Source organism: Rosistilla oblonga (assembly GCF_007751715.1).
Classification (GTDB): domain Bacteria; phylum Planctomycetota; class Planctomycetia; order Pirellulales; family Pirellulaceae; genus Rosistilla; species Rosistilla oblonga.
Genome location: NZ_CP036292.1, coordinates 2,046,146 through 2,066,114 on the forward strand (window position 1 = coordinate 2,046,146; position 19,969 = coordinate 2,066,114).

General features: G+C 59.2%; 10 protein-coding genes. 8 read left to right on the forward strand and 2 right to left on the reverse strand.

Annotated elements, in window-relative coordinates; translation table 11 throughout:
- Positions 1–146 precede the first annotated feature (146 nt).
- Both CA51_RS07300 and mnmL read right to left on the reverse strand, forming a co-directional pair.
- Positions 147–2,036, reverse strand: coding sequence for a plastocyanin/azurin family copper-binding protein (locus tag CA51_RS07300; protein ID WP_145119180.1), 1,890 nt, complete (start codon positions 2,034–2,036; stop codon positions 147–149).
- A 104-nt stretch (positions 2,037–2,140) separates the two neighbouring features.
- Positions 2,141–3,124, reverse strand: coding sequence for a tRNA modification radical SAM protein MnmL/YtqA (mnmL, locus tag CA51_RS07305; protein ID WP_145119182.1), 984 nt, complete (start codon positions 3,122–3,124; stop codon positions 2,141–2,143).
- 151 nt (positions 3,125–3,275) lie between these two features.
- On the opposite strand from mnmL, the gene CA51_RS07310 reads away from it, so the two are divergent.
- The 8 genes from CA51_RS07310 to CA51_RS07345 all read left to right on the forward strand — a co-directional run bounded on the left by CA51_RS07310 (position 3,276) and on the right by CA51_RS07345 (position 19,953).
- The gene (locus CA51_RS07310) at positions 3,276–3,731 is read left to right on the forward strand and encodes an FHA domain-containing protein (protein WP_145093684.1); all 456 of its coding nucleotides are present in this window, start codon (positions 3,276–3,278) and stop codon (positions 3,729–3,731) included.
- A gap of 16 nt (positions 3,732–3,747) precedes the next feature.
- The gene (locus tag CA51_RS07315; RefSeq protein ID WP_145119184.1) at positions 3,748–4,056 is read left to right on the forward strand and encodes a Dabb family protein; all 309 of its coding nucleotides are present in this window, start codon (positions 3,748–3,750) and stop codon (positions 4,054–4,056) included.
- A 72-nt stretch (positions 4,057–4,128) separates the two neighbouring features.
- Positions 4,129–4,965 (forward strand): 3-deoxy-8-phosphooctulonate synthase, encoded by an 837-nt coding sequence (gene kdsA, locus CA51_RS07320; RefSeq protein ID WP_145119186.1) that lies wholly within the window; start codon positions 4,129–4,131, stop codon positions 4,963–4,965.
- Positions 4,966–5,046: 81 nt separating this feature from the next.
- Complete coding sequence (locus CA51_RS07325; RefSeq protein WP_197451660.1) at positions 5,047–6,789, forward strand: tetratricopeptide repeat protein; 1,743 nt, start codon at positions 5,047–5,049, stop codon at positions 6,787–6,789.
- A 59-nt stretch (positions 6,790–6,848) separates the two neighbouring features.
- Positions 6,849–9,056 carry an NfeD family protein gene (locus CA51_RS07330; protein WP_145119190.1) on the forward strand — a complete coding sequence of 736 codons (2,208 nt, stop codon included), beginning with the start codon at positions 6,849–6,851 and terminating at the stop codon, positions 9,054–9,056.
- 163 nt (positions 9,057–9,219) lie between these two features.
- Positions 9,220–10,029, forward strand: coding sequence for an inositol monophosphatase family protein (locus CA51_RS07335; protein ID WP_231746047.1), 810 nt, complete (start codon positions 9,220–9,222; stop codon positions 10,027–10,029).
- Positions 10,030–10,345: 316 nt separating this feature from the next.
- Positions 10,346–13,471, forward strand: coding sequence for a hypothetical protein (locus CA51_RS07340; protein WP_145119192.1), 3,126 nt, complete (start codon positions 10,346–10,348; stop codon positions 13,469–13,471).
- Positions 13,468–19,953 carry a hypothetical protein gene (locus CA51_RS07345; protein WP_145119194.1) on the forward strand — a complete coding sequence of 2,162 codons (6,486 nt, stop codon included), beginning with the start codon at positions 13,468–13,470 and terminating at the stop codon, positions 19,951–19,953. The genes CA51_RS07340 and CA51_RS07345 overlap by 4 nt, the downstream gene beginning before the upstream one ends.
- Positions 19,954–19,969 lie beyond the last annotated feature (16 nt).

The following is a 19,969-nucleotide window of genomic DNA, read 5'->3' on the forward strand; positions in this document are numbered from 1 at the left end:
AAATTGTGCGCGGACTCGCCTCCCCGAACGTCGCTTCGCTGGTTCGACCCTCCCCTTCAAACTTCGTTTGGCGGAGGGTGAAGGTTCGCCCCTCGCTTCCATCCTGCGGAGGGTGAAGCGTTGGCTGGTTGACCTCGTGTCGAGGGCTAAGGCTTCGCGGCTTCGGCTGCTTCTAGGTAGGACATCAGTTCGTAGATCTCATCTTGAGTGAAGCGATCCATCAGCGCCTTGGGCATCATCGACTGCGATGATTTGTTCATGATGTCGATGTCGTCGCGATCGATCACCGTCGGCTCTTTCGACTCGGGATTGGCTAACAGCGAGATCGTCTTCTTGTCCTCTTCGACGACGATTCCCGAGATCGCTTTGCCGTCGAGGGTCAGGACGACGTGGACGACATATTTGGGGTCGATCTTGTGGGAAGGATCGAGGATCTCCTGCAGCACGCCCAACCGGTCTCCCTTCCAACGCGCGACGACGTCGGTCAGGTCGGGGCCGACCGCGCCCCCTTCGCCATGCATCTTGTGGCACTGAGCACAGCTCGCTTCGGTGAAGATTCGCTTGCCGATCTCGGGGGACCGACCGCGGAGAGCGAGGTCGAGATCCTGTTTGAAATCATCGACAGTCCAACTCTTGATAAACGCCCGATCGTTGCCGATCGGATCCTTTGGCTCGACAGGATTCTTCAGCCACATATCGAGATCTTCAACCACAACCATCACGCCGTACATCCGCATCCAGTGACGGGGAAAGGTGCAGACGTAAGGGTATTCCCCCGGCTGCTCCGGAGCGGTGAAGGTCAGCGCCTCGCGTTGGTGCGCTCCGACCATCGATGTCGAATGCAGTACTTTGTCGCTGTCGGGAACGTGCATTTTTCCGGACGGCCCGGGAGTCGAATCCATGGCCGAACCAAGCTCCGCAACCTCCTTCAGATCGCCCGGCGTAGTGATCACCAAGTTGTGCGGCATCAGGTCTTCGTTGATCAAAACGACCTGCACCTCGCTGCCCGCTTGGACGACGAAATAGGGAACGTCGTATCGCATCTCCTCTTCCACCGCGTGGATCTGGACGACGCGGACGGCGATTTCACTGAGACGCTTGCGGACGGCGCGGGCTTGGTCGACTGGCATCAGACCGATCAATTGATCGACCAATTGCATCGCGTTCAAAAAAGCTGGTTTGGTCCGATCGGCGGCGGGCGTCGCTTCGGCCAACTGCATCAGCTTGGCGACCACTTGTTGAGCGATCGAGGGATCGCGGTCGTCGGCGGGGACCTTTAACAGTGTCGAGACCGCTTCGGCGACCAGCGGCTTTTCGGCGATCGTCTTGGCAACGCGGCTGAACGTGTCGGCTTGGTCGGCGGGAATGCTGCGGAGTGCACCGATCGCGGCGCGACGCATTTCCTTCTCTTTCGATTGCTCGAACAGTTCGATCACATGCGCTCGCTGCGACGATCGCAACTTCGGTTTGGGGAGCAGCGCGATCGAGTGCAAATAGTCGAGCTTGCTGTCCGAGCTGGCGGTTGCCAGCTCCCATGCCTGATCCGATTGATCACCCGCGATCAAACCGGCGTATCCGGCAGCGCGAAGCATCGCTGAATCGGAAGCGACCGCGTCGATCAAGGCTTGTTTCTGATCCGCCAGGTCTTCGGACGACTGAGCCAGCAGCATCGCGGCCAACTGGCGGCCGACTTCTTTCTCTTCGGAATCGCTTTCATCGAGCCCCGAAATCGCGGCGAGTAGTTCGGTCGCCGGGCTGGTGCCGTTGATCACCGCCAGACCTTCGGCGGCTTGTTGGCGGTCCTGTCGCGAGAGGCCGCCGCGAGTCAGGATCGTGGCGAAGACAGGTTTGTATTTAGGATCGTCGGTGGCGCGAGGGACCATCACCAATTGCTCGTTGGAGAGCCGATTGAGTTGGAACATCACGACCCGCTCGCTCTTATCGAGGAAGATCCGAGGCGGCTTGGGATCGGCTGCCGCCGCGGTCGTTGCGAGGGCAAACAGGACGATGCAGAGTGTCAGCGCGTGAAGCTTCATACGTTTGAATCGATTGAAAGGAACGGTTGGGAGCGACCGGAAACGTTACGGGCTCCCGAATCGCCTGAGTGTATCAAATTGTGTTGCCGATAGGACCGCAGGGCTCAGCCGTCCGACGAGGCCGCCGCCACATAACGACTCCCCTGCCGGCTCCCTCGCTGCTTGAATTCCTGCTCGATCGCATGTCGCAGGCTCGACTTCTGCAAGCACCATTCCGGAGCGATCAGGTAGGCCGGCGGAGCTTCGCCGCTGACCCGTTCGATGATCATCGTTTCGGGCAGGCGTTCGATGAAATCGACGACTGTCTGGACGTATTCGTCCCGGGGCATCAATTCCACCTCCCCCGCAGCGACTTCATCCCCCAGACGCGTATTTTTGACGGCGTACAGATTATGAATCTTCACGGCGTCGAGATTCAGTCGAGCGACTTCGACGGCGGTCTCCATCATGTCGGCGTGCGATTCGCGTGGGATCCCCAGGATCACATGACCGCTGATCTCGAACCCGCGGCCGCGGCTACGCTCGACAGCATCGATCATCGAATCGTGGTAGTGAGCGCGGTTCATCCAATCGAGACTCTCCGCGTGGATCGTCTGCATGCCGTATTCGACCGAGACGTAACGCTGCTGGGCCAATTCGCTGATCAGATCCAACACATCCTCGGCGACGCAGTCGGGGCGGGTGCCGATCGCCAGGCCGACAACTTCCGGATGCGACAGCGATTCCTCGTACAACGCCCGCAGATGGTCGACGTCGGCGTAGGTGTTCGTGGCAGGCTGGAAGTAAGCGATGAAGCCCTTGATGTTGCTGTATCGACGCTTTAGGGCTTCGATCCCGCGATCGATCTGTTCGCGGATCTCGTATCGCCGCGTCCGCCGGCTGGGGCTGAACGAAGGGTTGTTGCAGAAATTGCAGCCCCCTTTGGCAAGCGTTCCATCGGCGTTGGGGCATGTGAAGCCGGCGTTGATGCTGACCCGTTGGACGCGACCGCCGAAGCGATTCCGCAAATAGGCGCTATAAGGGTAATAGAACGCACCATCGAGCCGCCAATCGAAATGTTCGTGCCCCGGCGGAATTGAGGATTGCATGTTTGAGAGCTATTATAGTTAGGTGAAGTGACAATAAATGGAGCGCTAAGGGACTTTTGAAGTGGCTACCATTTTTCAGCAACCTGAGTGTAAGGTCCACTATTACTCAGCGCATAGATAGCGCCAACGGCGTGGGCAGGCAAGGGAACCGATGGACGATATTGGCAAAGTTAAACGTTACGGGATGCTCGAACCCTCCAGCGGCGGCGATCCGGTGCCGTTGTTGAAGGAGCGATTGACGGTCGGACGCCGCGATTCGTGCGACATCTGTTTGAAGTTCGCAAATATTTCGGGGCAGCATTGTCGGCTGACGCTCGAGAACGGATACTGGTTCGCTCGCGATATGGACAGCCGCAACGGCACCAAGGTCAACGGCAGCCGGATCTTGCGCAAACGACTCGATCCCGGTTCGGTGATCTCGTTTGCCAAGCACGAATACACCATCGAATACAACCCGCAGGATCTGGGGGCGTTTGGCCCACCACCGCCGGACGAAGATCAATTGTCCGACGTTCTGCGACGTTCGTTGATGGACCGCGCCGGCATGAACCGCCGCAGCGAGTCGAATCGCTTCAAGAACGAACAGCACGACGACCTCGATTTTTAATTAGGATTCCGCACCGATGAAGTTTGCACATTGTGTCTTTTTTACGCTGAACGATAAGTCCGATGTGCAATGCGAATCGTTGATCGCCGCGGGGCTGAAGTACCTTAAGCCCCATGACGGCATCGTCAGCTATGCGATGGGGCGTCGCGAACCGGAGATGCAACGCCCGGTCAACGACCAGGAGTTTGATGTTTGTTTGGCGATCGTGTTTGCCGACCGCGCGGCACACGATGCCTACCAAGTGTCCGACCCGCACAACGAATTCATCGCCGAACAAAAAGAGAACTGGAAACAGGTTCGCGTCTTCGATTCCAACGTCGCTTAGACGACTGGCGAAGCCAGCAATCCGACGCCAGCCAAGCGGTGGGCGATCCAATCGAAAAGGGACTGAGAAACGATGCATCAGGATGGCATAACTCCGGCGAAAATCGGCGACTACACCTGCGGCCCTGGCAATCCATTGCTGTTGATTGCCGGTCCGTGTGTTTTGGAAACGCGCGAGGCAGCGATCGAGATCGGTTTGCGGCTGCGCGATATCGGCCAAGAGCATGGTGCCTCGATCGTCTTTAAGGCTTCGTTTGATAAGGCGAACCGGACCAGTTTGAGCAGCTACCGCGGGCCGGGACTCGAAGCGGGGCTCGAGATTCTGCAAGCCGTTGGCGAAGCGACCGGCCTGCCGGTGACGACCGACATTCATCTTCCCGAGCAAGCCGAAGCTGCCGGGCGGGTTTGCGATCTGCTGCAAATCCCTGCTTTTCTCGCCCGCCAGACCGATCTGTTGGTCGCGGCAGCCGAAACGGGCAAAGCGATCAACGTGAAGAAGGGGCAATTTATGGCTCCCGGCGACATGCGGTACGTCGTCGAAAAGCTGCGGGAGAGCGGATCGCAAAACATCCTGCTGTGCGAGCGGGGAACGTTTTTCGGTTACGGCCGTTTGGTCAACGATATGCGGTCGATTCCGGAGATGCAGGCGTTGGGCGTGCCAGTCGTTTTTGACGCCACGCACAGCGTCCAGCAGCCCGGTGGGTTGGGTGGCGCAACCGGCGGCAATCGCGCGATGGTTGAACCATTAGCTCGGGCTGCCGTAGCAATAGGAACCGACGCGTTATTCTTTGAAACCCACCCCGACCCCGATAAATCACCGAGCGATGGTCCGAACATGGTTCCGCTGGATCAGTTTTCGGGTTTGGTGGGCCGGATGCTCGCAATCCGCCGCGGTCTCGAGGCCCTTTAAAGGCGGACAGAAAACGATTTGGTTGGATCGGCATCCCGTTCTAAAAACTCAGTTTTCTGTCCGGCCCTAAAAAATCGAATGATGATCTGGATCACAAACTCTCGTTACCGCATTGGCTTGGTCTGTCTTTTGATCGCTGCCAATGCAGCTCTTGTCGGCTGCAACAACGAAGCGGAGATCGTCCGCCAAGCGCGGCGTAAACAAAAGCAGCAGCTGGCAAACGAAGCGGCAACCGTCGACCACTTGAACGAGGCGGCTGGCTATATCAGCCGGATGGTCGAGCTCGATCCTCAAGCGGCGACGCGGCAGATCAATTACCATCTGAACGCTTGGTTGGAAGCCTCGCCGCCGAAGGTCGATCGCCAGTTGTCCCCGATGGCGGCCCAACGGATGCAGTCGTTCCCCGACGAAGTCGACGCGGTCCGTCCCGATTCCGACACCTTCCTGCCGGGCGACATCGACTATTTTCGTCGCTGTTTTCTGCTCAGCCGCGTCGCGAACTGGGCTGGCGACGGGCCGCTGCACGATCCAATTCTCGCCGGCTGGCTAGCCGACGAAGAGTCGGGACTCGACCCGTCGCAGGCTCAAACGCTGGAAAAAGCGTGCCGCTTGTTCGACTGGACGCTCCGCAATATCCAACTGCAACCGATGCAATTCCCCGCCAATTCTCCGCGGGTCGCTCCCAAGGAGATGCCGCCTGGATTGGTCTTCGATGGACCTGGGTATCGGCAGACGTTGGAGGAATGTTTGTGGCGAGGCAGCGGCGATGGGCTGCAGCGTTCGCGCGTCTTCCTCGCGCTGTGCCAACAGGCCGGCCTCGATGCCTGCATGCTGGCGATCAAGCACCCCGATCGCGACTCGGTCGCGCCGTGGTTGGTGGGCGTCCGCGCCGGCCAACAGGTCTTCCTATTTGATGCCATCATCGGAACGCACGTTCCCGGTCCTGGGCAAGAGGGAATCGCGACGCTCGCTCAAGCCAAAGAGGATCCGGCGGTGCTGCGGCGGATGAAGATCGCCGGGCTGTACGATTATCCCGTCGATTCCAGCTGGCTGTCGAAAGTTGTCGCCTTCATCGACATCCCGACCGAAGCGTTTTGTTGGCGGATGAAAGCCCTGCAGCAGGGGCTGACCGGCGACGCCCGGATGCAGCTGACGTACGATCCCGAATCGATCGCGGCGTGGGAAGAACTCGAATTGATCGACGAAGTCCAAGCCTGGTCGATCGACGCTTTGGCTCGCCGGTATCACTTTGCAATGCAGCGAGCGATGTCCGACGACCTGAAGGTCTATCTGGACCAACAGATGCGATGGGGCATGTTGTCTCCCAATTTTCCGTTGGCCAACGCGCGGTGGAATCACTTGAGCGGCGAGTTCGATCGCGACGAAGACGATGGGGCGCGGATCCTTTATATGAACCTTCGGATTCCCGACACCGACATCGAAAACCTGCCGTACGATGTGAATCTGCAGGTTCAATTGAACGCTCGCCGCCAACCTGGACAGCCGCAGGAAGCGTACGACCAGCAGTTGCGAATCATCCAGGCTCAGTACCGCCAAGCCAAACAGGCGGCAACGTTTTGGTTGGCGTTGATCCAGTTCGAAGACTCGCGTTACGAAAACGCAGCGACGTGGCAGCAGAAGCGTGTGCTGGGCCGCGACGCGCAATCCCCTTGGGGACCTTCGGCTCGTTACAATGTGGGAAGAGCATTGGAGCATCTGGACCGTCCCGACGAAGCGATCGAATATTACAAGACGCAGCGCGATCCCCAAGAACACGGGAACCGCATCCGGGCTCGGTTGTTGTCGCGCGAAGTCGCCGAATAACGCGATCTGGCGGTTCGGGGCACGTATAATCAGTGCTGGGAAGAGGAGGGGGATGTACGATGTTCCAACAGCACTCACGACGCATGCGCACCGGCGGTAACCGCGCGCTGCCACCGTGGCGGAGCTTTCTTTTGGGTTGGGTTGCGCTTTGTCTGGCGTTTCCGCTGACCGAATCTCCGACCTTCAGCCAGGACGTCCAGCGAGGAGTGTTGGTTCAAGTCGCGTTGCCGATCGACGATGCAACGCAGCGGCAGGTCGAATCGACGATCAACACGATCCGTTCCACCGCCACAGCGGAAGCGGGGCGGCAAAAGTTAGTGCTGCAGTTCGGCAAGCAAGGCGACCAGGCGACCGGCGGCGAAACGGCTTTCGAACGCGGGCTGCAATTGGCGCGGTTCTTGACCAGCGAAAACGCGACCGACGTCAAGACGATCGCTTACGTCGCCGGATCGGTCCAAGGGCACGCGGTCCTGCCGGTGCTGGCTTGCGATCAGATCGTCGTTGCCCCCGGAGCCAGTTTGGGAGATGCCGGAATCGACCAAGCCTCCGTCGATCCGGTCGTCATGTTAGCTTATGAATCGATCGCCCAGCGACGCCGCACGATTCCGATCGGAGCGGTGCGAGCGATGCTGGACGCCGATCTCGAACTAGTCCGGATCAGCCAAGTCGATGGGGGCGACCTGTTTCTTTCGGGACCCGAACTTGCGGAACTCCGCGACCAGGGGAAGGTCTGGAAAGAGGAACAGCTTGCCGCGCCGGGCGAGCTTGCCAACTTTGTCGGTTCGCAGATGAGGACCTATCGGTGGGCAACGCACGAGGTTCGCGATGTCGATGAATTGGCCACCGCGCTCGGTTTGTCGCGAATCAGCGATTCCCAGTCGCCCAACCTGGGAGAGGTCAACGCGGTGTTGGCGGAGATCAGCGGTCCGATCAATCGCCGGCGGGGACGACGCGTCCGCAATAATTTGTCCGACGCGATCCAACGCCACGATCTGAATCTCGTCGTATCGCACGTCAACAGCGCCGGTGGAGATCTAAACGAATCGCTCGAATTGGCATCGTATTTCGCCAACCTTCCGGCTCAGGGAATCCGAACCGCCGCGTTTGTCGACCCTCAAGCCGTCGGCGATGCCGCGTTGGTCGCATTGTCGGCGCAACAGGTCTACATGTCCCCCGAAGCAAACCTGGGCGGGCCGGGAGCAGCGTCGTTCAGCGCCGCGGCGTTGGATGATCTGAGCGAAGCGATCGACCAGATCGCGCGGTCGACGGGACGCAGTCCAGCGCTGTTGCGCGGGCTGTTGGATCGAGAACTGGAAGTCTTCGAATATCTTGACGCCCGCAGCGGTCGCGTCGCTTACTTCAGTTCCGACGAACACGCCGCGCGAGACGACGCGGCGCGATGGGCTCGCCAGGGGGCCGTCGCGTTGGCCGATGGCATCTCGGCAGAACAAGCACTTCAACTGGGGCTGATCACCGGCATCGAGAGCGATCTAAAACAGGTCTGCCGAAAGGTTGGACTGAAAGATCTGCCTCAACGGCTGGACGAACGCTGGATCGTGAATTTTGTCGAGAGCCTGGGACGCCAAGTTTGGCTGCCGCGGATGCTGCTGTTCATCGGCTTCTTCATGCTGTCGGTGGAGATCGGTGCGCCGGGGATCGGTTTTCCCGGCTTCATTTCGATGGTCAGCCTGATGCTCTTCTTTTGGATCCAAGCGGCCGGCGGAACGGCGGAGTGGTTGGAGATCTTCTTGTTCGTCGGCGGAGTTCTCTGTCTGCTGGCGGAGGTGCTGTTGTTCCCCGGCTTTGGCATTTTTGGGATCGGCGGCTTGGTGATGTTAGTGGCCAGTTTAGTCCTGGTCAGCCAAACGTTTGTACTGCCCAGCAACGCCTACCAATACAACCAATTAACGGGCAATCTGATCGGCGTGCTGGTGGCGATCGGCGGGATGTTAGGAGGCGGGCTGGCGCTCCGTTGGATGCTGCCTCAGTTGCCTTTCTTCCGCCATCTGATGATGGTCGAAGACGAAGAGGAGAAGCAGATTCGGGCCGAGAACGAAGCGATCGTCCACTGGGATCATCTGCAAGGTCAGCGAGGAATCGCGACGACGCCGCTGGTCCCGTCGGGCAAAGCCAGGTTCGGCGAGGAGTTGATTGCGGTGGTCAGCGACGGACCGATGATCGATCCGCAGCGACCGGTGATCGTCAAACAGGTTTACGGCAATCGGGTCGTCGTCGAAGAGTTGATCGACGAGGACCAACCGGAATAAACGCCGGCGCGGTCGCAGGATCCGCAGGGCAGAAAAGTCGCTGGATGATCGAATCCGAGATAAATGCCGACCTCGGCGGGTGGTCGCCCGTCGCGATTTCGCATATCAAACAGGAGAGTTTACCGATAATTGGGGGGCACCGGACCTAATTCGATCCATCCGCATGGAGCAACGCTTGGACATGAACGACAACTATCTGAAGGTGGCGCGGCTGGCGGCCGCAGCTGGTGCTGAGATTCTTTTATCCTACCAAGGCCGGTTTTCGGTCCGCGAGAAGGCACCTCGCGATCTGGTTACCGAAGCGGACGTCGCGGCGCAGCAAGCGATCCAAAAGATCCTGCTCTCCAACTTTCCCGACCACGGATTTGTCGGCGAGGAGGAGGGGCACGACCAGGTCTCCGCCGAGATGTTGGCCGATCCGAACCACCCGCCGATCTGGATCGTCGATCCGTTGGATGGGACTGTCAATTACGTCCATCAATTGCAGAGCTTCGCGGTTTCGATCGCGATGTACCACCGTGGGGAATTGCAGCTTGGAGTCGTCCACGATCCGGTAACAAAAGAGATCTTCTGGGCGCAGCGTGGCGGCGGGGCGTTTTTGAACGACTGCCCGATCCAGTGCAGCCAGTCCGATCGACTGGATCAAGCTCTTTTGGCATGCAGCTTTTCGGCGGGTGTGCGTCACGATTCGGGAGAACTGGACCGTTTTGCCGCCGCTTTGGATCAAGCTCAAGCCGTTCGTCGGCTCGGTTCGGCTGCGCTGAATCTCTGTTATGTCGCGGCAGGACGGTTGGACGGCTACTGGGCGACGTGTGTCAAACCTTGGGATGTCGCGGCGGGAGCGGTGATCGTTTCCGAGGCTCAGGGGGAGATCTTGTCCCTCGCGGGGGAAAAATTTGATATTTGGGACCCACGATTTGTGGCAACCGCCACGAAATCGCTAAACGATCAACTCCGCCGCTGCTTGGCCTAGTCTGGCCCCCCGGCAGCGGAAATCGTTGGTTTTATTGCGTCCGGTCCTGCGGATTATTTGGGGAAGTGCATCCCCAAGTCGACGTGTTCTCGCCAGTTTCCCTAATCCGATTAGTCACAAGCTTTTTACTCGGCGGTGATTCGCTTAAAATGAGTAGAGCTTCTCTGCGTTAACCGTGTCCTTATCACCCGATGGGTTTCGAGTGCTTTTCTGGCAAGCAAACCGATTCAATTCTGCCAGGGTGCTGTGCGCTTGGATCGCGTGTGCGCTGGCGTGGATTGTGGTCCTCCCCTGCAGTGCCCAGACTCCCCCCCAGGTGCAGTTCCCCGACGGGATCGACGACCTGATCACGCCGCAGGATGCGCTCCCCCCGGCGATCTACATGCTCGACGATGGCACGCGGGTCTTCATCCCGATCACTCCCTATCGCGATTTTGAGCGTCGCAACCAGGTCGTCGGCAGCACGCCCAGCGGCCGCGCTCCGTTCACCTTCGATTCGATTGAAATCACAGGGGAAGCGAAGGGTGGCCGAGCCGAATTGGATGTCGAGTTGCGGATCGATCTCGATGCCAGTTTGAAGGAGGAGGTGGCGATCCCGCTGCTGATGAAGAACTTCCATCGGCTGACACCGTTCCAAGTCGACGGGCTGAGCGATGTTCGCGGGATGACCGATCCGAAACTCGGCAGCCAGACGCTGTTGGGAACGCCCACCAAGCAGCGGATCGTGGTCCAGGCCAAGTTCTCGGTCCGAGTCAACGAGGCGGATGTCCGTCGCAACATCGACTTTCGCTTGCCCGTCGCCCCGACGACGATCAAGTTGACTGTCGATCAAGAGCGACCGTTTGCCGTCGTTACCGGTTCGACAAGCGAAGAGATCGTTCGCGCTCCCGAACCGGTTGAGCAAGGCAAGAGCCTGATTCAGTTGGAAGCGGCTGGCGGCGATTTCACGATGGCTTGGGGAGCATCCGAAGAGGAGGCTCCCGAAACGCAATCGCTGGAGGTCGAAGGGGACTGGAAGATCGATTGGCAGGACCCGCAGCAATCGCCGCAGATCGAGGTGACTTACAAAGTCCGCAATCTGTCGGGCAACATTCAACCATTTGAGATGCAGATCCCGGCGCAGTTTTCGATCTCGCCGATTTCGTTTTCCGACGTCTCGATCAGTCCTGTCGGGAACGACACCTACCGGATCACCCCTGCTCTTTCCGAGACGCCGCGGTTGACGTTCCAGTTGCAAGTCGATGTGCCCGGCGCAGACTATCGAACCGAATCGCCGCTGCGGTTGGTTGGGATGTCGATCGCTGGCAGCGTCCGCGAGACCGGAACGATCAAAATTCAAACGACCCGCGATCACCGCTTGCGTTGGCTGGAAGGCAACTTTGTGCGGCCGTTGATCTCCGCTTCGAACAGCGAAGGGGACGGCCGAGCCTACGATTTCCGCTACGATCGCGGCGACTTCACCCTGCCGATCTGGCTCGCGGTGAAGGCGAGCGGGATGCGGATGCAGGTCGATTACGAAACATCGATCGGTCCGGAGTCGGTGAATCTGGATGTGTTTGTTAACGTCGCCGGATCGGGGACGACCGGGCAGAGCTTGACGATCGACTTCAAGCAATGGGAACTGCAACGCATCAACGATCAACTGTTGATCGACCTCGACATCGCCGGCGTCGAACCGACGGCGGAGACCGTGCAGATCGAAGTCGACGAACTGATCGAAAACTTAAAACCGATCTCGGGACAGCGGCGGCAATTGAAGCTGCAGCTGATCCGAGCCCTCTCGGGCAGCGAGGGGAAGGTCAGCTTTGACATCCCGTCGATCAATCGGCCAGCCAAACGACGCAGCGACGTGATCTACACGCCGGGCCAAGTGCGCGTGCTGGAAAAAGAGAACGTTACGATCGCCTTTGATCCCGCTAACAGCCACGGGCTCGAACAGGTCGTCGATGTAACGACCGCCGATTCCCGCGTGTACCAGTTGTCGTCGGCCTTCGGCAAGCCGCGGTTGACTCACACCGTGGCTCGTCGCAAGACGCAGTTTCGCACCGCGATCGCGGCGGAACTGGCGATCAATGGCGACCAATGTTTCTTCAGCCAGCGGCTGTCGATTGAATTCAGCGAGGGGACGCTTGCCTCGCTGCAATTGATGTCGCCGCACGACGATCTGAAAAACTGTTCGGGAACGATCGACGGCAAGCCGGTCTTCCTGAAAAGCGAGAGCGATACGACCTATCAAGTTCGCTTCGATCCGCTGCCGCCGGGCAGTTATGAATTGGAACTGACGCAGCCGTTCCCGTTCCCACCCCAGACCGACGAAGAGCTTGCTTCGGTCGAACTGCCGCTGAGTCTGCCGATGGAATTGGCTTCGGGCGGCGAGTTCGAGATGCCGTTCCAAGTCGTTTCGGACGCCTGGTCGCGCGATGAACCGGCAGGTTCGGACAAACAACCGGGGGCGATCCTGGTGATCCCCGGCATCTCGCCAACGATCCAATTGGTCCGCCAGCGGCAACGCGATGAAGCGTCGCTGTTCATCGACCGGTTGTGGATCCAATCGATGATCGGCAGCTCCGTTCGCCGCGAGAAGATTGTCGCTCGCGTTCAAGGGTTTGCGTCGCATCTGGAACTGTTCAGCAATCAATGGAACGAAGACATCCAAGTTCGGGCGATCGTCGACGGAACCGAACTCCGTGATGTCGTCCAACAGGGAAACCGGCTTCAGATTCCGCTGCCTCAAGACCAAGCCACCTCGATGGTCGAGGTCTGGATCTGGGATCGGAACGTCGAGGCGCCGGCGGTGCTCGATGAGATCACACCGCACGTGAAACTAAACGCTCCTCACGGCGAGTGCTACTGGCAACTGGTGCTTCCGTCGGGGCAACACTTGGTCTACGCAAGTCCCGAAGCGGGGCGAGCGATGCAGTGGCAGTGGCGGAGCCTGTTTATGGCTCGCAAACCAATCCTCACGACAGCTGAACTGGAACGACAATTCGGTAGCTCCACCTCCGAAACGCTGCCGCCGTCGAACATCTATCTGTTCACGCCAGCCGATCTGACGGGGCTGCAAGCGATCGCGGCACCGCGGAGCACGATCTGGTTCGTGGTGGGTGGGATCACGTTGCTGTTGTCGACGCTGATCGTCTACGTCCGTCGGTTGCGAACCTCTTTCACCTTTATGATGCTTGGATTCCTGTTGGTCGGGATGTCGGTGACGCTGCCCGATCTGGCGGTGATCTTCGGCCAGGTGAGCTTGTTGGCGCTGATCTTAACGGTCGTCTTGTTGGCGATTCGATCGGCGATCGCTGGTTGGCCACAGGCGAGCGTGTTCGAAGCGCCACGGCCTCGCGAGGGCTCGACTCGCAGCGTTCCCAATCCGATTGTCGTCGGGTCGACGCAGAGTCTCGATCCGCGACGAGTGGGACCTCCGGTCGAGGCAAATTCATGATCTTGGCTTGTCGTTCCCCGCACCGCTTGCTGCGAGCGACGCTGGTCGGCATCGCTCTAGTGATCTCTGCCGCCAGCTTTGGTTCTGCCGATGAACCGTCGGCCAGCGACGAAGCACCGCGCGTGAAATATCGCCAGATCTTCATTCCTAAACGGGATGAAACCAAGCTGATTCCGCCGGACTACGAACCGATCTCGCAGAGCAAACTGAAGCAGGCGCTAAACAATCTGCAAGATTCGGCCAACGACGAACAGGTGCTGCCCGAATTGGTTCAATTGCAATTGATGGCTCGCTATGCCGAGAACGCATTGCAGTCGATCGGCGAATCCTATTTTGAGTTTGAATATCAAGATGATGCACCGGGCAAACTGACGTTGAGTCCGTTGAATCTGGCGGTCCTTCCAACCGCTTCGCTTTCGGGATCGACCACGGCGCGATTGAGTACATCGTTGGATGGTCAGGTCGCGGCGCGGGTTAGCGGCGATCAGCGGATTGGTTTTTCGTGGAGCTTGCAGGGGACGCAGGTCGATCCCTCGCGAACTCAATTTACGATGCGTCTGCCAGCGACCGGCAACGGCAAGCTGTATCTCGCTCTCCCCGAGGGCCTCGAGATCGAAACGCATTCGGGGGCCGTCGAAGTAGTCGACCCCGCGTCGCCGACACTCGAGGATGTTGTGTTGCGCGACGACGAAACGATCTATCTTGTCGAATTGGCGGGGGGCGATCGGGCCGACTTTTCGATCGTCAAAGCCGCCTCGTCGCCGGTGCTCAGCCAAGTTGTGATGCGTGAGGCGTTTGGCAAATACCAGATCCGCGAGGATAGCGTCGCCTGGGATTTCACCTTTGATTTCACCTGGCCGCGCGAGAACGGCCCGCTGAACCTGGTGCTCCCCAGCGGCAGCGTCCCAACATCGTTGACGATCGATTCGATGGCTCGCCCGTACGAAACGACTTTGGAAAACGGCCAGACGCTGCTCGTCCTGGATCCCAGCGATTGGACCGACCCGGCGGGCTCGATCGATCATCGGTTGCAGTTGATCGGCCTCTCGGCACCTCTGAAGTCGGGCTGGGTAACGCTCCCCAAAGTCGGCTGGCGGAATTGTCAGGTCGTGATGTCGGGCAGCGGATCGATGCTGCGATTGGACCTCGCCTATCCGATCGAATTGATCGACGTCGACACCTCGACGCGTTGGAGCATCGCTAATTCTTCGCGAACCGATGTCGACGAGAGCTATCAGTTTTCGGGTTCCTCGTGGGACGCGCCGCTGAAGCTGTTTATGCAGCGCGACGATTCGCACGCCACGGCGACCAACGCGATGCGTTTGAATATCGGTAGCGATTCATTGCAGGGGACTTGGGACAGTTTTGTCGAATACAAGGTGGCGGTTCTGCCCGCCGAAGATGATCAGGAACCGGCGATGCGGTTGCCGACGATCGGGCCGATCTCGATGGAGATCGAAGATGGCTGGGAGATCACCAGCGCGGTCGTCGTTTCCAGCGGACGCGAAGTCGACCGAGTCGGCGGCAAGATCGACCGACTGACGATCTGGCCCGAGCCCGATGAGATCGACGGCAAGGTGTTCCATGTCCGCGTCAAAGGACGCCGCCCCCTGCCGCCACAGGATCGGGTGAGCATCCCGCCGACGTTTTTCGTCCGTTGGGAGACGATTCCGACCAGCGAATACGTGATGTTAACGGCGTCGTCGCGAATCCAATTCCGCAGCAATCAAGGGCTGCAGCAAAACCGGATCTCCAACAAACAACTGCCGTCGTCGATCGCCGAACTGTTCGGAGATCCGAGCGTCGCGCAGTGTTATCTGGCGATCGATTCGACGCGCACGCCATCGATTGAATTCGATCGCCCCGCCTCGCGGTTTGATGCTCGCGTCGACGTGTCGGCTACGTTTCTCGAAGGCAGGATTACCGAACAGTTTACGATCGGCATCGAAAACGTCTCGGGCAAGTTGGAAGAACTTGTCGTTCGTTTTCCCGAATCGCGGCAGGAAACGATTCGTTGGACGGTCGCCGATACGGGCAGGAACAACGAGGATGCGACCGGACGCAATTCGATCCTGGCGACGCGGCAGACGACCGAGGATGGAGCCGAGGTGTGGAAGTTGCGATCGCACGACCGCATCGACGATGGCACGGTGATCGTCGGCACTCGCGAGATCGTCGACGCCGAACTGCGGATCGATTTGCCCAGTATTCCGCTGGCGTTTAATCAACGCGGCATCGTCCGCACCGACCGCACCGTCGAAGTTGTCTCGGTTAGTTCGAACATCGTTCGGATCCCCGAACCGAAAAGAATTCAAAGCGAATCTCCGCTCCCCGTGCTGCGATACGATCCGACAGTCGATGGGCAGGTCACGATCCAAGCCAGGAAGACCAAGGCGTCGCTGCCGATCATCCAGCGGCAACAGTTGAGTGTTGTCGCCGATGCGTCGGGAGCCGAACGGGTGTTTGTCGAAATCACTCCCGATTCTTCGGGGATGATCATCGTGAACCACGAACCTTCGCTGCGTTTGGAGCGGGCGATCGGCGAGCAGGCCGACCTGCCTCCCGAATCGCTGCGAGTCACCGATTCGACGGTTACCTGCAAGCTCGCCACGCAGCGCTCTCTGCTGTTGGTCTTCACCGTTAACCGCGCCGCTCAGGTCTGGGGACGTGTTTGGCAACCGCCGCAGGTGCAGTGCGAAAATCCTGTGTTGGAGTCGAGCTTGCGGTTGTGGTTGGGGCCCGACAGCGTTCAATGGAACAAGAACCAGTTGCAACTGGAACGCGATACGGAGCCGGTCCAGCCGCCAGCTTATGTCGTCGATTCGGTCTCGGTGCCGTTGGCGTCGGCTGGTTCGGAGCTGGAATTAAAAGAGACGATCCTGCTGTTGCGTAGCGAAACGATGACCGGGCTGAAATTTGGAGCTGCGATTTTGTTGGTTGCATTCGGCTGGGCGACCGGCGGTTGGCGAGTCTTCGGAATGCTCGGCTTTGCCTTTCTCGCCCTTTCGGTCGTGGGAGTGTTGGGCAAGTGGCGGATCGATCCGCTGCTGTTGCCACTGATTCCGTACGCCTTGGGAGCGTTGCTCGCCTCGCTGTTGGCTAAGCGTCCGGTTCCGCGAATCGAAGAGGATTCGCGACGCGAGGTGGGGAGTCATTCGTTGGTTTTGCGAGCTCTCGTCTGCTTGGCGTTAACCGTTTCGTGGGCCGTCGCGGCGAGCGGCCAAACGCCTCCGATCACTCATTCGCTGTTGATCCCGACCGAAGAGGATGGCACGCCGATCGACAAGGTCTACATCCCACCGAAGCTTTACGAACAATTGCTGCAACGCGAATCCAAAGCGTTTCATCTGACCAATGCCCACGTCTCTTCGGCGCGTTACATCGTCGACATCCGCTCCAACGCGTTTGTCGCCGAGCGCGATGCGGCGCGAGTCCAAGCGACGATCGGCATCGAGAACCCCGACCTCGCCAGCGCTGTGGTGATGGCGATTCGCCAACAACCGTTTCGCGACGCGATCCGGCGAATCGATCTGTTGGTCGCCGGCGATGTGATTCCGATCCGTCGCCCCACATCGGGCAGCGACGACAAGATCGTTCTTCAATTGGGAGGCCAGCCGAACGCCACGGTTCGGTTTTCATTGGCCGTTCCGACTGAGATCGACGATGCCACCGGACGACGCGAACTGTTGCTGGAGATTCCACCAGTCCTCAACTCGCAATTGGCGGTGATGTATGACGACGAGGTGCGGGACGTCGAAGCGGTCTCCAGCCTAGGAAGCGTCGTCACAAATTCGGCGACTCAATCGCTGTCGGCTGATCTTGGTCCGGTCGATAACCTGCGGGTCGCATGGCGCAAACAGAACGCAGACCCATCGGTGCCGTTGGTCAACACGCGACGCTGTTGGTACCTGCATCTCACGCCGCAACAGATTTCGCGCGAGGTGCAGTTGGATTTTGTCCAGCCGACCGAAGGGGTGAAGGTCGATCGCATCGAATTGAATTTTGACACGACGCAGGTTCCCGTTGTCACATCGAGCGGATGGCAGTTAGAAGAGACGCGCATCTTGGAGGGAGAGCGGTCGGCGTTGACCTTCGTCTCCACCAGCGAAGCGACCGACTCCCTGCGACTGCTGTGGTCCAACCCACGCGACGGCGATACAACTCAAACGATTCGGTTGGTCGATATCCGTGCGGCCACCACCGACGAAACGACTCCCGAGGTGTTGGTAGCGATCGCGGCACCGGCAAACTGGACGATCGAAGATCCTTTGGATTCGCTGGCCACGGTCGTCGATGCCAATGCTTTTTTATCGCATTGGCCGACGCGAACGGGACTCTTAAGCAAGGTGTTCCGCAGCGAATACAAAGGCCCGATTCCGTTTCGCTTGCGACAAGACGAAACGCGACAAGCGGTTGCCGACGATGTCCACCAGATCAACTTTGAGACCGATCGGCTGGAGATCAATTACAAGGTTTCGGTCCAAGATTACGCGACCGCCGGAGAGAGTATCCGGTTGCGGGTTCCCAAGAACTTGCAAGTCGAGAGTGCGATCTTGCAGGGCGAATCGGTTCCCCACAAGCGATTGCCTTTCGAGGACCACGACGAAATCGTAATCGGTTGGCGTTCGAATCCCGAACCGTTTGTAGAACTGTACGTCAAAGCGTCGGTCCCGGTGAAACTTGATGTTCCGCTGAGCGTGCCGCGGATCTTCCCCAGCCAGTTCACGCTGACCAGCAGCGAATTCCAATGGAGTCGCGTGTCGGGTGTCGCCGTCCAGTGGTTGCAACAGGATGCGTTTGAGGACTTGCGGTTTGAAGTCACCGGAGTCGAACAGTTGCACGCGCAGATGTTTCCGGTCACACGTTGGAATCTCGATGTCCAATGGCTCTCCGAACCCGTCCTGCCGGGGCAGTTCCGGTTGCAGAGAGTCACGCCGCGGATCGAATCCGAATCGGTCACCGTCGTCAGTTGGAAGGATCGCGCGTGGTCGGCGAAGGCCTACTTCGATATCCACGTGCAGCAGGGAAACGTCGACTATTTTTCGTTTGAAGTTCCGGCCAGCTGGTTTAGCGAGATTTCGATCGACGATGAACTGCCCTGGATCGCGATGCCGTCGGTCAATCGCGATTCGAAGATCATCCTCGTCCTGCCGTCGCGGCAGGCTGCCAATCGCTACCAGATCACGATTCGTGGTGGACCGCGAGCGACCGCCAGCGAAAGCGTGACCGTTCCCACGGTGCGGATGCTCGAAGCGGGAAAGCATCGCCACTTCTTTGCCGTTCCGCGGCGATTGACCAACGAAGCGATCGCGTGGAAGGTCACCTCGGCAAATGAAATCTCGCTGCGAACGCCTTTGGCGAGAGCATCGGGAGTTCCCGACGATCACGTAACTTACGAAGCGAATCCGAATTTCTCCGCCAGCCTGAATCCGGTGTTAGATCTGACGATCGAACCGCTAGTCTCGTTGGCGTCGTTTGAATATTTCGAGACTTCGATCGCGGCTCACGTCCGCTGCAAATGGGACTTCGTTCCCGCCGGTCGCGATCTGCTGTCGGTCGAGATTCCCGAGTCCTACAAAGTGGTGGCTGCTCGGATCAACGACATGGAGGCGGATCTGCATCGCCGGCCGTCGAACCTCTTGGATGTGCAACTGCTGTACAGCCAGTTGCCCCAGCAAATCGAATTGCTGTTAGAGGTGCCCTGCCGCGGCGAGGCAAGCACCGCCAAGCTCGAAGTCCCCCAGGTTGTCGGAGTCCCCGTCAAAGAGACTTGGTTTGTGGTGCAAGCGATGGCTGGCCGCGACGCGTTCCAGCGACCGTTGAACGACGTGGCGGTTCCCGCCGGCTGGAAAGATGTGTCGGCGGAACGTCTGCTGCTGGCGCAATCCGAATCGATTATTACCTGCTTGGATAACGCGACCGAATCGCTGCAGGAGCGAACCTCCTACGAACTGGTCCACTGGCTGACCCCGTGGCTGAATCGCTTTGAAGACGCTGTCGAAAGTCTCGCCACCTACGGTGACGCGACCGAGCCGACGATCGAGGACTTGAGAACGCGGATGGACCAATTGGTCGAACAGGCGGGAGTCGAAACGTTGGTCCGACAGGCATTGGAACCTTCCGCCAGCGTTGCCTTTACGTCCGACCGCGTCGTGCATGTCTATCGCGCCGAGGCGGAGCTGCAGCAACCGCAGCTGATCGAGATCCAATTCCAGACAGCAAAAGAGCTCAACGACTATGCTCCCTTGGCGCAAGCTGTTGCGATCTGGGGCGGTCTGTTTCTGTTGATCGCCGCGACGACGCTACTGTTGCGAATCCGCGATCCGTCGCTGGGGAACCTCGTCTGGTTGGCGATGATCGGAGTGGGAGTGTTTGCGCTCTCGCCGCGCCCGTTGGCCAACGTGCTGTTGGGCGTCGTGGCGGGAGTCACGCTGTTGGCGATCTGGCTGATCTTCCGCCGCGTCCGAACCTCCCGCGCCTAACCGGGGCCAGCGCGAG

Excerpts from the sequence above, each read along its gene's own strand:
- CA51_RS07335 (WP_231746047.1), top strand. The coding sequence starts at position 9,220 with ATGGAGCAACGCTTGGACATGAACGACAACTATCTGAAGGTGGCGCGG.
- CA51_RS07310 (WP_145093684.1), top strand. The coding sequence starts at position 3,276 with ATGGACGATATTGGCAAAGTTAAACGTTACGGGATGCTCGAACCCTCC.
- CA51_RS07325 (WP_197451660.1), top strand. The coding sequence starts at position 5,047 with ATGATCTGGATCACAAACTCTCGTTACCGCATTGGCTTGGTCTGTCTT.
- CA51_RS07345 (WP_145119194.1), top strand. The coding sequence starts at position 13,468 with ATGATCTTGGCTTGTCGTTCCCCGCACCGCTTGCTGCGAGCGACGCTG.
- CA51_RS07330 (WP_145119190.1), top strand. The coding sequence starts at position 6,849 with ATGTTCCAACAGCACTCACGACGCATGCGCACCGGCGGTAACCGCGCG.
- CA51_RS07315 (WP_145119184.1), top strand. The coding sequence starts at position 3,748 with ATGAAGTTTGCACATTGTGTCTTTTTTACGCTGAACGATAAGTCCGAT.
- kdsA (WP_145119186.1), top strand. The coding sequence starts at position 4,129 with ATGCATCAGGATGGCATAACTCCGGCGAAAATCGGCGACTACACCTGC.
- mnmL (WP_145119182.1), bottom strand. The coding sequence starts at position 3,124 with ATGCAATCCTCAATTCCGCCGGGGCACGAACATTTCGATTGGCGGCTC.
- CA51_RS07300 (WP_145119180.1), bottom strand. The coding sequence starts at position 2,036 with ATGAAGCTTCACGCGCTGACACTCTGCATCGTCCTGTTTGCCCTCGCA.